This is a genomic window from Bradyrhizobium genosp. P (assembly GCF_049949265.1).
GTDB lineage: Bacteria > Pseudomonadota > Alphaproteobacteria > Rhizobiales > Xanthobacteraceae > Bradyrhizobium.
Genome location: NZ_CP188195.1, coordinates 8,886,318 through 8,899,161, shown reverse-complemented (window position 1 = coordinate 8,899,161; position 12,844 = coordinate 8,886,318). Strand labels below are relative to the sequence as shown.

11 protein-coding genes and 1 riboswitch are annotated in these 12,844 nt (G+C 59.4%); of the genes, 10 read left to right on the top strand and 1 reads right to left on the bottom strand.

Annotation, left to right across the window (positions count from 1 at the left end; translation table 11 throughout):
• Positions 1-1,302, top strand: a complete 1,302-nt coding sequence (locus ACP2YO_RS42710) for a glycerate kinase type-2 family protein (protein WP_426437175.1) — start codon at positions 1-3, stop codon at positions 1,300-1,302.
• On the top strand, positions 1,302-1,862 hold the full coding sequence (locus ACP2YO_RS42705) for an HPP family protein (RefSeq protein ID WP_426437174.1): 561 nt from the start codon (positions 1,302-1,304) through the stop codon (positions 1,860-1,862). Before ACP2YO_RS42710 ends, ACP2YO_RS42705 begins: the two co-directional genes overlap by 1 nt.
• A 926-nt stretch (positions 1,863-2,788) precedes the next feature.
• Positions 2,789-2,982: riboswitch (cobalamin riboswitch) on the bottom strand.
• 50 nt (positions 2,983-3,032) lie between these two features.
• On the opposite strand, the gene ACP2YO_RS42700 is transcribed toward ACP2YO_RS42705, so the two are convergent.
• Positions 3,033-3,659 carry a TetR/AcrR family transcriptional regulator gene (locus ACP2YO_RS42700; protein WP_426437173.1) on the bottom strand — a complete coding sequence of 209 codons (627 nt, stop codon included), beginning with the start codon at positions 3,657-3,659 and terminating at the stop codon, positions 3,033-3,035.
• Between the two features lie 244 nt (positions 3,660-3,903).
• Here ACP2YO_RS42700 and ACP2YO_RS42695 point away from each other — a divergent pair, with 244 nt between their 5' ends.
• From ACP2YO_RS42695 to ACP2YO_RS42660, 8 genes are all read left to right on the top strand, one after another.
• Positions 3,904-4,812 (top strand): tetrahydromethanopterin S-methyltransferase subunit H family protein, encoded by a 909-nt coding sequence (locus ACP2YO_RS42695; RefSeq protein WP_426437172.1) that lies wholly within the window; start codon positions 3,904-3,906, stop codon positions 4,810-4,812.
• The gene (locus ACP2YO_RS42690; protein ID WP_426437171.1) at positions 4,809-6,092 is read left to right on the top strand and encodes a uroporphyrinogen decarboxylase family protein; all 1,284 of its coding nucleotides are present in this window, start codon (positions 4,809-4,811) and stop codon (positions 6,090-6,092) included. The genes ACP2YO_RS42695 and ACP2YO_RS42690 overlap by 4 nt, the downstream gene beginning before the upstream one ends.
• Positions 6,071-7,924: an MtaA/CmuA family methyltransferase gene (locus tag ACP2YO_RS42685; protein WP_426437170.1), complete on the top strand. Its 1,854-nt coding sequence runs from the start codon at positions 6,071-6,073 to the stop codon at positions 7,922-7,924. The genes ACP2YO_RS42690 and ACP2YO_RS42685 overlap by 22 nt, the downstream gene beginning before the upstream one ends.
• Before the next feature lie 71 nt (positions 7,925-7,995).
• Positions 7,996-8,307, top strand: coding sequence for a zinc ribbon domain-containing protein (locus ACP2YO_RS42680; RefSeq protein ID WP_426437169.1), 312 nt, complete (start codon positions 7,996-7,998; stop codon positions 8,305-8,307).
• 15 nt (positions 8,308-8,322) lie between these two features.
• Positions 8,323-9,411 (top strand): 2Fe-2S iron-sulfur cluster-binding protein, encoded by a 1,089-nt coding sequence (locus ACP2YO_RS42675; protein ID WP_426437168.1) that lies wholly within the window; start codon positions 8,323-8,325, stop codon positions 9,409-9,411.
• Between the two features lie 2 nt (positions 9,412-9,413).
• Positions 9,414-10,610: an amidohydrolase family protein gene (locus ACP2YO_RS42670; protein ID WP_426437167.1), complete on the top strand. Its 1,197-nt coding sequence runs from the start codon at positions 9,414-9,416 to the stop codon at positions 10,608-10,610.
• Positions 10,611-10,632: 22 nt separating this feature from the next.
• On the top strand, positions 10,633-11,499 hold the full coding sequence (locus ACP2YO_RS42665) for a methylenetetrahydrofolate reductase (RefSeq protein WP_426437166.1): 867 nt from the start codon (positions 10,633-10,635) through the stop codon (positions 11,497-11,499).
• Positions 11,500-11,700: 201 nt separating this feature from the next.
• Positions 11,701-12,621, top strand: coding sequence for a bifunctional 5,10-methylenetetrahydrofolate dehydrogenase/5,10-methenyltetrahydrofolate cyclohydrolase (locus ACP2YO_RS42660; protein ID WP_426437165.1), 921 nt, complete (start codon positions 11,701-11,703; stop codon positions 12,619-12,621).
• The last annotated feature ends 223 nt before the right edge of the window (positions 12,622-12,844 follow it).

Below are 12,844 nucleotides of genomic sequence, written 5' to 3'. Positions count from 1 at the left end.
ATGATACCCGGATACGTCCCGAGCGCGATCGAACGTCTGCGCGCCGAAGCGGTGGCGTTGTTTCGTGAAGGTGTCGCAGCCGCCGATCCGCGGCGCGCGGTTTCTGCAGCCCTGGATCGTTATTCTGACAGCATTGATCGCGCCGATCGCGTTATCGTCCTCGCCTTGGGAAAGGCCGCCGTGCCAATGGCTGCAGCCGCATTGCCATTTGCTCGCGGCAAACTCGGTCAGGCGATTGCGCTGACCAACCATGAGAATGCTGTCCAACATCCTGGTCTCGTCGTCATCGGCGCTGGACATCCGATTCCCGATCATGACGGGCTTGCTGGCGCGCTCGCAATCGAGCGCGCCGCGATGGCCGCGAGGGAAGGGGATCTCGTGCTGGTTTTGGTCAGCGGCGGCGGCTCGTCGCTTCTTTGCGCTCCCTGGCCGGGCATAACTCTCGAAGACAAAATCAAGCTACACAAGGCCTTGATCTGCTGCGGGGCCGATATCACTGAAATCAACGCTGTCCGCCCCATCTTTTCACGGCTGAAGGGCGGCGGTCTGGCCATGCGCGCTCGTCCCGCTCAGGTGCTTGGCCTTATCCTTTCGGATGTACCGGACGATGACATGGCGAAGATAGCCAGCGGCCCGACCGTTGCCGCCCGGGTCGCCCCGGAGCAGGCGCATTGCGTTCTCGAAAAATACGGCCTGCTCGACGAGTTACCTCAGATCATGGAGTCCTATCTCCGCGGCGCAATAGACGGCCGGCACGACGCGAACGCATTCGACCACGTCGACAACATTCTCGTCGGAAGCAATCGCTTGTCCCTCCAAGCCGTCATGGCAAGAGCGCGCGAGACCTGCGGCACTGTTGTGCTTGGGTGTGATTGGCTCGCGGGTGATGTCAACAAAGCTGCCATCAAATTGCACACGATGGCGAGCGCAGCCGCGGCCAGCAATCGGCCAATAGCCTTGATCTGCGGCGGAGAGACGACAGTCGAAGTGAAGGGCCCCGGCAAAGGCGGACGTAACCAGGAACTCGCGATGCGGTTTGCGCGGTTGAACGAGCAACAGCCGATCCCCCGGGACTGGGTTTTCTTAAGCGCTGGCACAGATGGCCGCGATGGCCCGTGTGATGCTGCGGGAGCGATTGTAGATGCCGGATCGCTCAGTTGGATGCGGCACCAAGGATGCGATCCGGATCGACATCTCGCCGACAACGATGCCTATCCTGCGCTGGCCTGCTCTGGCGATCTATTGCTGACGGGTGCTACCGGCACCAACGTGGCCGACATTCAGATCATCCTGGTGCAGTAATGAACCGCCGCGGTCAGAGCCAGCAAATCATTCCGGTGTCCTTCTGGCGGCGTGAACCCGTCGGTGCGGTTCAGACATTGAAGGCTGGATTCGGCGCCTTTGTTGGCATCGCCGTTCTGGGAGGCTTGCTCGAACCGACGGGGCTGCCATTGCTGATCGCGCCCTTTGGCGCAAGCGCGATTCTCGTCTTTGGTTACCCTCACGCTGCTTTCGCTCAGCCGCTTAGCGTGCTCGGTAGCTATTCGATCGCGGCCGCGGTCGGCTTCCTCGCGATGTCCCAATGTCCGGGCACAGTGTGGGCGACCGCGCTGGCGGTCGCGTTCTCGCTCGTCGTGATGATGTCGCTCGGCATCACTCATCCGCCTGCCGGCGCTATTCCTTTGATCGCATACGCCGATTCCAGCCATCTTCTCCAGCTTATCCAGGTTGCAATTGTTGGGGCGACCGTCCTGATTGCATTGGCATTCGTCTTGCAACGTTTGCCACCGCGCGGCCGTCATTTGATCAGCAGGAATGCCGATAAGCCGTCACCCAATGACCACGTTTCATCCAACGACTGATGAGCCTTTGCTAAATCGACCAGGCGGTTGAAGGGTCATACGAGGCACCACCGCTAGTGCAGGTTCGGGCATTGGAGAGGACGTGGAAGGGCCGAGGAGTGGCGTTGGTTTGTGGTCGATCTTGCTGTGCGCGGTGCGAGAAGCCAACCGAACGACAACAAAGGGTCCGGGGCGAAGCCACGGGCCCGAATGGCTCGCGCGTGGTGTCAACCGCGTCCGCCGTAGCTGGACGGGGGGCAACTGGATAAGTCGCGGCCACGTCCTCAGAATCGTCTGGCCCGCGCGCAGCGCCGACTTCGCAGCGTTGCGATTGCCTTCGCCAGCACTGATGATGCTCCTTTCACGAGGATGTGCGGGACCTCGGCAAAGCCCGCGCCGTCATCCAGCCCAGCGTCCATGGCAAATCCTCCAATAACGGCCAGAACGTTTCTTAGATGACGCGCTGCAGCGCGGTGCCCACGGCTGTTGTATTCCGATTCAAGAAGGACGCTGATGACCGAACCAGCCTTCAAAGTCCTTCTTGTGAAACCATTCGTCTAACAGATCGAAGATTGCAATTAAGCGGCCCTCAGGATCGGCTGTCCAGCGCCTGACCTCCTCTTCCAACCACCCCGCGTCCAAAGGGCCTCGCGCTGTTCCAAAGAAGCCAGCTCCTTAGCTGTAAAGGCTCGCCTTGGCACAACCTGAGTCCGCAACGACGGCGTCGATGCCAACCTGTGCGATGCCTCGCCCCATGAACAGTTGGTAGGCTGGCGCAAGAATTCGCTCGCACGTAGAACGCGTTGCTTTCAGTGTCGCTCGCCGGTTCACTATCTTAACCTCGGTCAAGACTAGCCGCAGCCGCATGTTTTGCCGAGGGACCTAGTGCCGGTCAGCGATGAATGGATATCACCGCTGCCATGGACAGTCCCGGAATCACCCCGTATCCGGATAATGATTTCGGGGCAAGTCTCCTGGCCCGCGGTTCTCCGGCACACCCGCCATCCCGGAGGTCTTCATCAAGCGGCATCTCTGGATGTGTCTCGCCGCTCACGGTTGCGGAACGAGCTGAACTCTTCCGCTTCTCCTTTTAATCTAATCGCAACGCGCCCATGCGCGAACCCTGAACAAGGGAATCCCAATCCTCAACAGGGGAAACCGTTAATAGACAGAACGGTCTGATAGCCCTCATCACCGCTTCGACGCACGACGCGGCCAATTGGCAAGAACCAGCCGCCCGGCTTTGGCTGCGTCTTTGGCTGCGTCCAGATTCCCCTCGCCGGCGGCGACGATGCTGCCTTTCATGAGGATGTGCCAGGATTGAGCGAAACCGTCGACATCCTCAAGATTGGCGTCGATCGCAAAGCCGCGCAGGATGGAGCGGATATTGGTAAGGTGAAGTGCTGCGGCGCGGTGGATCGGACTGTCGAACTCGGACTCTAGCAGCACATTGATGAACGAGCACCCTTCGAAGTTCTTCTTCTTGAACCATTCATCAAACAGTTCAAAGATTGCGAGCAATCGCCCCTCCGGATTAGCGGTACGCCGCCGAACCTCCTCCTCCAGCCACCCGCGCGTCCAGATCAGTTCGCGCCGCTCCAGGAAAGCTATAGCCAGCTCTTCCTTGGAGGAGAAATTATTGTAGAGGCTCGCCTTCGCGCATCCAGATTCGGCAATGATCGTGTCGATTCCGACCTGAGCGACACCCTGCCGCGAAAACAAGTCATAAGCCGAGTTCAGGATCCGGCTGCGAGCGCTGGATTGCTGGCGCCGCATTCGCTTTGCTTTTGCTTTTTCAAATCCAGTGTCTTCTCTCATCGAACTCACGTTTCGATCAATGCACCGCCGCTCACGGACCTACCGGTACAACCGGACGAGCTGCACTGCAACATGCCAATTTGCCCTGGGGCCTTCTATCATATGGGTCGCAAAGTCAAAAATTCAATAAATATTGCCGAAGGCGCTTGCAAAATTAGACAGACAGGTTAGTCTATTTTCTTGGAAATACTTGGGCATCCAATGACCCGGGTTCCGTCGAGGCGAACGTTTAAGGAGATTGCGCGTGGCGCAGGCTAGGACGTTGCAAATTGGCAACGGCACAATCGGCGGACCGCTTGGTTCGCATACCGGACTTATTGTCGGCAGCATCTTTTACGACAACCATTCCCTGATCAGCGATGCCACCAAAGGCATATTTGATGAGCAAAAGGCGGTCGGACTGATTGAGCGCGTCAATGGCCTCGCCGAGCAGTACGGCGTCCAGATGGCCTTCGACGTAATTGGTTCCGACCCAGACGCTTTTGCCAAGTTCATACGTTTTGTAGCGGAGAGGACCCGCCTGCCATTGCTTCTAAACGCTACAGAAGCGGAGGTGCGCATCGCCGGCCTCGCGGAAGCGGCAAAGCTTGGTGTCCTCGATCGCTGTGTCTTCGCATCCCTCAATGAAGATACCGAAGACCAGGAATTGGAGGCGCTCAATCGGCACCGACCAGCCGGCGTGATGATTCTTGCCAACGATGTGAGTGACCCCACACCCGAAGGCTCCTGCAACATGATCGAAAGCCATTTTCGTCCGATGCTCGATGAGATTGGCGTCGACGTGCCGATTGTCGACGTCGGCGTCATGGATGCGCCCTCGGTCGGTATCGCCATACGTGCCATCGAGGCGGTGCGTCAACGCTTCGGCTATCCAGCGGGCTGCGCGTTCTCCAACTGCTTTCCGCAGTGGACGGGGTTGTCTAGCCTCGGCCGGGAATGGGTCAATCTGTCGCTGGCTACCGCGCTCGTTTGCACGCGGATGGCGGGCGGCGACTTCCTCCACTACGGAATCATCGAGAAATGCCGCGTGGCGGCGCACGCTCTCGGCAGTGCCGAGGTGTTTCTTGGGTTCGCAGCACAGGAGATCGACGGACACAGTCTCCCGCAAGGGCACGCACTACTCAAGATGTTCAAGCTTACGGCGGCTGCATGAGCACCAACTGGCGACAACGGGCCAGCGAGATCGTTTCGGGTCGGATAGCGGTCGATATCGGGACCACGTCACTGACCGGCGTTCGGCTGGCCGCTCTGGGTGCGCCATCTGGTGCGTATGTCGCCAATCCGATTTACAACACCGCGGCGCTCGCGGCGTCTGACTGCGCGCGCCTGGGAGCTGACTTCCAGCGCGTCGGTTTTCTTCACGCTCCCCGTGACGAGAGCGACGAGGCGTTCGTGGACGCATATGGTGTCGGTTGGCTGTTCACCGACGGCTTTCCTGCGCCCTTCCAGCACCCGCTTCAGGCGGCCGAATGGAAGGACATATCGCGCCATCCGCGACCGGTCCTGCCCACCCACCTCCAGATCCCCGATCCTGCGCGCACCGACCTCCTGGTTGTGCTCGATGCGCCGTGTCCAGGGCTTCTCGACACCTGCTTTGCCTTACGCAACGCCTGGCAGTTTCTCGACGATCTCACCGGCAACTGGCGCATTGCCTCAGCAACGCTCGACTGGGCCACAGAAACCATCGAGCAGAGCTATAAGACCGTACTCGCCGCTCTGCCGTCGGATCCCGACGTGATCGTCTACGGCGACGATCTCGGCTTCCAGTCGGGTATGTACTTGTCGGATCTCGATTTCCGGACCTTCGTCTACCCGCGCATGCAGACACTGTTCGCGCGGCTGCGCCGCATGACAAACGCTGCGATCTGCTTGCATTCTTGCGGCGCGGTGCGCTCGATTGTCAACGATCTTGCTGGCCTCGATGTTGAGATGCTCAATCTCGATTTCTACGCAAAGAACATGATCCTGCCCGAAGTCCGGCGAGAAATTCCGTCCGCGACGATTCTTCACGGGCCGATCAATCTTGCCGCGGTCGGCGAGGCCGTCCGCGAGGGCAACAAGGCTACACTAGCCTTGCTCGCCACCGAAATCGCGGTGGCGATGCCGGCGATCGCCGCGCCAATCGACAACATCACGTCCGCCGCCTCGCTTACGGCCAATACCTTCGGAGCCGCCTTCGTGCGAGCGCTCACTAGAGAGGATCTGGTCACGCTTCGCGACATTGGACCCGTTCGCTCCCTCATCGACAAGGCAAGACAAACCGCGCTTGGCGCCGCGCTACCGGCGATCACGCAGGAGGAATTCCCCATCGCCTTTGGATTCGCGAAGGGGAGTGTGCCCGCAATCCCGCCCATCGCGGCAGCGGCTGGGTCCAAACTGAACCGAAGATCAACAGCAAGAGGAGGATTAACATGGCTACCCCAAGTAAAATGACCAGCCGCGAGCGCATGTTCGCTGCGGTCACGATGCAAGCCCTGCCGGATCAAGTACCGTGCCTTCCGCTGTTGATGGTTCGAGGCATCAAGGAGGGCGGCATTACGGTTGACACCGCGCTTCGCGACGGTGTGGCCTCCGCGCAGGCCAAGCACAAGGCACAGCAAAAATTTGGCGGCGATGTCGTCATCGCCGGCACGGATCTCTTCACTCCCGTCGAATGCGTAGAAGGGTGTGAGCTCGACTATCTGCCGCATGCGCAACCGTCACTGGTCAAGCACCCTACACCGACCAAGGAGGCGTTCTATCGTTACAAGGAGAAGTACGAGAAGGAAGGGTTCAAACCATCCGATCGCGTGCTTCAGATCATGAAGGAGGCGAAGGAATTTATTCGCCTCGGATACAAGGATACGCACGTCATTCCCACGCCGGTCGGCGGACCTATCACCACGGCGCAGTTGATGACTGGTTCATCTGAGTTCCTCACCTTTCTGAACGAAGATCCGGACTATGCGGATGAGGTGACTGAACTGGCCCTAGACATTGTCAAGAATGTTTGTCGGTTGATGTTCGAGTCGGGTATCGACGTCTGCAATATCCTCGACCCTTTCAATTCGTCGGACATTCTGCCACCGGAAGTCTTTCGCAAGCACGGCCTGCCATACCAGAAGCGCCTGTTCGAATACATCCACAAGGAACTAGGCGGCATCGGCTTCACGCATACCTGCACATTCACGCAGCCGATCTGGCGAGACATCGCGGGCAGCGGCACCATGAACTTCAATGGCGACATGTATCCGGGCATGGACAAGGCCAAGCAGGCGATCGGCGGTCAGCTTTCGCTGATGGGAACGCTGTCTCCTTTCTCTACCTTGATGCACGGCTCGACGCAGGAAGTGCGCAACGAGGTCAAAAAGCTGGCAGCAGAGGTCGGCTATAATGGCGGCCTTGTGGTCATGCCCGGTTGCGACATCGACTGGAACATCTCGGACGAAAACTTGCACGCGATGATCCAGCAGTGTGCCGAAATCAAATATCCGATGGATGTCCAAGCGCTCGGCGACTTGTCCAACGTGTATCTCGCCGGCCACCCGAAGCATCCGGGCAAGCGCTCATCAACTGCTGCCGGCGACACGCAGATCGCCGAGATAAAGACGCATCACGACGATCTGACCCCGCAGCAGGAAGTGAATGAAAAGCTTGTCGAAGCGATCATGGAGTACGACGGCGACAAGGCGATCGAGTGGACCAAGAAGGGGCTCGAGCGCGGCATGACGGCCCAAGAAATCGTTTTCGACGGGCTGTCTCTCGGCATGAAGATTGTCGGCGACATGTACGAACGCAACGAGCGGTTCGTCACCGACATGCTGAAGGCGGCCAAGACGATGGACAAGGCGATGCCGATCCTCACGCCGCTACTCGAATCCGCTGGCGGCGACGGCGGCGGCCCGACCGGCACTGTCGTGGTCGGCCTGGTGCGCGGCAACACTCAGGACATCGGCAAGAACCTCGTCTGCCTGATGCTCAAGGCAAACGGTTTCAAAGTCATAGACATGGGTAAAAACGTGAAGCCCGAGCAGTTCATCGAGATGGCCGAGAAGGAGAATGCTGTGGCCATCGGCATGTCCGTGATGACCAACTCCTCCTCCGTGTATGTCAAGAGGGTTAAGGAGATGCTCGATGAGCAAGGCAAGGGCGACAAATACCTGCTGATGTTCGGTGGCGCCGCCGCGAACGTCGGCCTCGGACGCCAGATCGGTATTCAGTACGGCATGGACGCCAACGCTGCCGTTTCGCTTGTCAAGGACTACGTGACGAAGAAGGCCGCCTGATCCGCCTCCCAAACTGCGCCGTCCCGCTTCGGCAGGACGGCGATTTTTCCAGCAGAACAGGAGCGCCGACGATGCCGGTCTATACGTTCCGATGCGCCGATTGCGATCAAACTCGCGACGTCATGGTGGACCTGAAAACCGCACAGGACCTCGAACTGATATGCATTGATTGCGGTGGCTCGATGAGCTGTGCGCCTGTCCTGACTCTCAACATAATCGGCCCCGCGACGCGGGCGCGCAAGACCGCCCGCGAAGCCGAGGTGGAACGCATCTTCAAGCCTTGCGGGCACCGCTACCAATGCCGCTGCGGCGTGCGGTTGACCAAGTCCAACCCTTTCAAGCAAGAAATCAAGAGTTCCCTCGGCTTCACCGACGAAGACTGAGAGCCGGAAACAGCAATGACCACCTACCATCTCAAAGTGATCGGCAAGGAAAACGAGGCCAACGATGCGGCAAGCCTCTGGCTCGACGTGCCCCAGGACCTCAAGGGTGCATTCCAATATAAGCCCGGCCAGTTTCTAACCGTGGAAAACGAAAAGGCCGGCGAGCGCGTCGCGCGCCAATATTCGTTGAGCTCAACGCCAGGCCACCATCAGGCACTGCGTATCACCGTCAAGAAGATTCCTGAAGGGCGGCTTTCGCCTTGGCTCGTTGATCAGGTCAGCGAGGGTCAAACGATCGAGGTACAGGTGCCGCGGGGGCGCTTCTTCCGCGACTTCGAGCAGCCGCGCCATGTCGTGATGCTGGCCTGCGGATCTGGAATCGCGCCGATCTTGTCTATCGCGCGGCACCTACTGAGCCTCGGTGCAGGGCATCGCATCACCATTGTTTACGGTAACAAGACCCCTGATACCGTGATCCTGCGCGACGAGGTCGACGCGCTCGCGCGCGAGTACTCGGACACTTGTGCGCTTATTCATGTCATGTCGCGGGCGGGCGAGGCATGGCAGGGCGCGCGTGGGCGGATCGATCCTCCCTTTATCGGTGCGCATTTGCCCGGTTGGAAGGCGGTGGGCCCGGCGCTCGCCGTCTTCCTCTGCGGTCCTGACGATTTCATGGACACGGCTGAAAGCGCTTTCACCGAGGAGGGCATCGCGTTGATAGACATCCACCGCGAGAGTTTCGATCTCGTCCTCAATGACGACGAAAATGAACCTGGATTGCCGTTGACCGGCGCCAATGAACCGGGGGAGGAGGGACCTTGCGAGCGGATCGTCGCCGTGGTCGGCGGCGAAGAATACTCGGTGGCCCCCGAGCCAGGCGAGACCATCCTGGCAGCGTTGTTGCGGGTCGGGGCTGACGTGCCGTTTTCCTGCCAGGAGGGTACCTGCGCCTCCTGCATCTCCAAGCTGACCAAAGGCGGCGCCTCCGTACGCCCGGGGGTGCTGCGGACGCTGCGGCAGGATGATCTCGACGAAGGCCTTACCCTTGCCTGCCTGTCGCACCCGACGACCAAACGGATTCGCATCGATTTCGACGAGATTTAACGATGGATGGCAATGTGATCCTGCGCGACCTGCGCCTCGCGACCATGATCTCCGAAGGGGACGATCCGTTCGGCCTCATTGAGGACGCCGTCGTCGCGATTACGGATGGACGTGTTGCCTATGCTGGACCAGCCACTCACTTCGCGGCAAAAAAGCATGACGTACAATCTATTTCCATGGATGGCCGCTTGGTGCTCCCAGGCTTTGTCTGCTGCCACAATACGCTGCTTTGGGCGCAAGGCGCCACAGCCAACCCCCAACAAGATGCCCGATCTTACCGTCGACTCATCAATGAGACTGCAGAGTTGACCGCTACGACCAGCGACGCGGAACTACTCGACTGCGCGCGTGATCGGCTTGCTATGCTGATGCGCTCGGGCGTGACCACGTTCGAACTGAAATCCGGATTCGGGCGAACACCAGAGGAAGAACTAAGGCTTGCGCAACTCATTCGTCAGTTGCAAGGAGGAACAAGTGCGTTGTCGACGGCAACACTCTATGCCGGGCACTTCATCCCTGAAGACACCGATCCCGGCGATCACCTCGAGGCAATCGTCACGAGACTCCTTCCGCAGATCCAAGAAAGTCAGGGCTGCGACGCCGTCCAGGTGTTCTGCGACGAAGCGGCGGGGCTCGACCTTGACCAAGCAAGCACCATTCTTGAAGCATTCTATCGGAAAAAAACGCCCTCCCGCGTGGCATGTGACCGTTTTGCTGATAGCGCTGGCGCAACGCTTCCCGCCTCATTCTATTCGCGTTCCGCAACCTATCTCTGCCAGTCGGATGAAACCGGCCTGGGGTCGATTGCAGGTACCGGCACGACAATGGTGCTCGTCCCTGAGATCGCCTTGAGCGATCTTGACAGCCGTCGGCCGGACATCGCGGCAATCCGCGCATGCGGCGGCCATCTCGCCGTGTCCAGCGAAAGCGGTCCAGACGGTGCGGGTAAGCTCAACCTCCTCACTGCCGCCCGGCTCGCCGTCGATTGCTTTCAGTTGACCCCGTACGAAGCGCTGTCGGGCATTACGCTCCACGCTGCGAGGGCGCTGGGCCTCGCCGAACAAGTAGGTTCGGTTGCCGTCGGCAAGCGCGGAGATTTGGTGGTTTTCGATGCCGAAACACCAGAGGACCTGGTGCGAGGCCCGGACATGCTCCCGTTCGCCGTGATCGCAGCCGGCGCTTCGGCGCTGCCAACATAGATCGTTTCACCAAGGAAAACATATGCGTGAACCAACGACCGCTCAATCTGTGTCTGTCGAAGCTCCCCGCCTAATCGACGGTGCTGTTTCGATCGAGCTTGCATCCGACCACGTCCGGAACTTCAGTCCCGATCCTCACGTACTGCCGATTGGATCACGTGTGTTCCTGACACATCTCAAAGGCAAGCCGCTGTCAGCACAAGTAGAGGCCGCAAAACGCTTGAAGGAGTTCGGCTACGTGCCGGTCCCCCATCTTGGTGCGCGAAATTTCGAGACGATCGCGGACTATGTGCACCAGATCGAGTCCCATTCCCGCAACGGCGTGACCGAGGCGTTGTTTGTGGGCGGCAATCCTTTGATCGCGTGGGGACCTCTGTCGGAGGCTGCTCATCTTCTGGCCCATCCGGTGCTCGCTGACAGCCCAATCGGTGTGGCCTTTCTCGGCGGTTATCCTGAAGGCCATCCCGCGGTATCGCAGTCAGAGCTGAACGACGCGATGAGCCGCAAGGTTGCGCTTTGCCGCGATAAGGGACTTAGCCCACATGTCGTCTCGCAATTCGCGTTTGACGGAGCTGCGATAGGCCTATGGGCCAAGAAGCTGCAGTCAGAGAACCCCGATCTTCCGGTTCGCCTTGGCCTTGCCGGTGTCACTTCATTGCCAAAGCTCGTTAGGTTTGCCGCCATGTGCGGCATCGGGCCGTCTCTTGCTGCTCTCAAGAACTCAGGCAAGGGGCTGTTTAACGTTCTGGCGGATAAAGATCCAGCCGATGTCATTGAAGCCATCGAGATGAGCTATCCGGAACCGACCGGGCAGGTCGACTTGCACTTCTTCCCCTTTGGCGGCTGGGAAAAGACGCTCGATTGGGTCGCTAAAGCGCGACGAAAATGAACCATCGACGTACGCAACGGACGAGGTCCTGCTCTCATCGGCAGGCGTTAAGTGCGAAGGAGATTGATAAGTGGCACTGATAAAAACCCCGTACCGCCGTGGGCCTTGGCGTCCTCACGATAGCCCGCTGTGCCTGCAAAATGACTTACCTCCCCGCGCGGGCCCAGTAATCTCCAGCTGGATCGGGAGTTGTAGGTACTCATGAATGCCGCAAACTCTAGCAAGATCCTCTCCGCAAAGGCTATCGACGGCCGACGCAAGGCCGACGACATCCTGGCGGAGATCAAAACAAGTGCTGCGGGCCTTAAGGCGCTGCGTGACATTACCCCGGGCATCGCGGTCGTGATCGTCGGTGATGATCCGGCCAGCAAAGTATATGTCGCTGCGAAGGGACGCGCCGCCAAGGCATGTGGGTTTCACTCGGTCACACACGTGCTTCCCGGAACCGCCTCTTCGGATACGATCCTTAAGCTAATCGGCGACCTCAATGCCGACCCGAATATCCATGGCATTCTCGTTCAACTTCCATTGCCAAGTCATGTCGACCCCGCAACGGTGATCCAGGCGATCTCACCGGCGAAAGACGTTGACGGCTTTCACTATCTCAATGTCGGCCGCATCGCCGCGGGTTCGTTTGCCGACGCTTTCATTCCCTGCACGCCTGCGGGCGCGATGAAGCTCTTGGAAGATGTGGCTGGCAGCGATCTTTCGGGGTTGAACGCAGTCGTCGTTGGCCGGTCAAATATCGTCGGCAAGCCAATGGCCCACTTGCTTCTGGCGGCAAACGCCACGGTAACAGTCGCGCACAGCCGTTCCGCTGATCTCGCGGGTCTGTGCCGGACGGCTGATATTCTCGTCGCCGCTGTAGGGAAACCTCGCCTGATCCGCGGTGATTGGATCAAACCGGGTGCGATCGTCATAGACGTAGGAATCAATCGCGTAGCGGGGTCGGACGGCGGCGGGAAGACCGATCTTGTCGGCGACGTCGCATTCGATGAAGCCATCCCTGTGGCTGCAGCGATCACTCCGGTCCCGGGCGGCGTTGGTCCGATGACCATTGCGATGCTGATCCAGAATACGCTGCGCGCGGCGACTATCTCTCAAGGCGTCCGAGATGGTTAAGCCACCGTCCTCGTCCCAGCGATTTCGCATGACCGAGAAAGTGCGATGCGTTTCAGGTGCGGCAATCTTCTACCGGAAAGACAGCAACCTGTGTGCTGGATGAAGGGGAGCTCATATTGTGAAAACTGCAGGAGGTCGCTGCGAGCTCAAAGCCGGAAGGGGTTGGCAACTGAGCCGAGACGAAGCTCGTGAAGCACGCTTCAGCTTGCGTTCGAGAGGCGAC

Excerpts from the sequence above, each read along its gene's own strand:
- ACP2YO_RS42710 (WP_426437175.1), top strand. The coding sequence starts at position 1 with ATGATACCCGGATACGTCCCGAGCGCGATCGAACGTCTGCGCGCCGAA.
- ACP2YO_RS42705 (WP_426437174.1), top strand. The coding sequence starts at position 1,302 with ATGAACCGCCGCGGTCAGAGCCAGCAAATCATTCCGGTGTCCTTCTGG.
- ACP2YO_RS42700 (WP_426437173.1), bottom strand. The coding sequence starts at position 3,659 with ATGAGAGAAGACACTGGATTTGAAAAAGCAAAAGCAAAGCGAATGCGG.
- ACP2YO_RS42690 (WP_426437171.1), top strand. The coding sequence starts at position 4,809 with ATGAGCACCAACTGGCGACAACGGGCCAGCGAGATCGTTTCGGGTCGG.
- ACP2YO_RS42685 (WP_426437170.1), top strand. The coding sequence starts at position 6,071 with ATGGCTACCCCAAGTAAAATGACCAGCCGCGAGCGCATGTTCGCTGCG.
- ACP2YO_RS42680 (WP_426437169.1), top strand. The coding sequence starts at position 7,996 with ATGCCGGTCTATACGTTCCGATGCGCCGATTGCGATCAAACTCGCGAC.
- ACP2YO_RS42675 (WP_426437168.1), top strand. The coding sequence starts at position 8,323 with ATGACCACCTACCATCTCAAAGTGATCGGCAAGGAAAACGAGGCCAAC.
- ACP2YO_RS42670 (WP_426437167.1), top strand. The coding sequence starts at position 9,414 with ATGGATGGCAATGTGATCCTGCGCGACCTGCGCCTCGCGACCATGATC.
- ACP2YO_RS42665 (WP_426437166.1), top strand. The coding sequence starts at position 10,633 with ATGCGTGAACCAACGACCGCTCAATCTGTGTCTGTCGAAGCTCCCCGC.
- ACP2YO_RS42660 (WP_426437165.1), top strand. The coding sequence starts at position 11,701 with ATGAATGCCGCAAACTCTAGCAAGATCCTCTCCGCAAAGGCTATCGAC.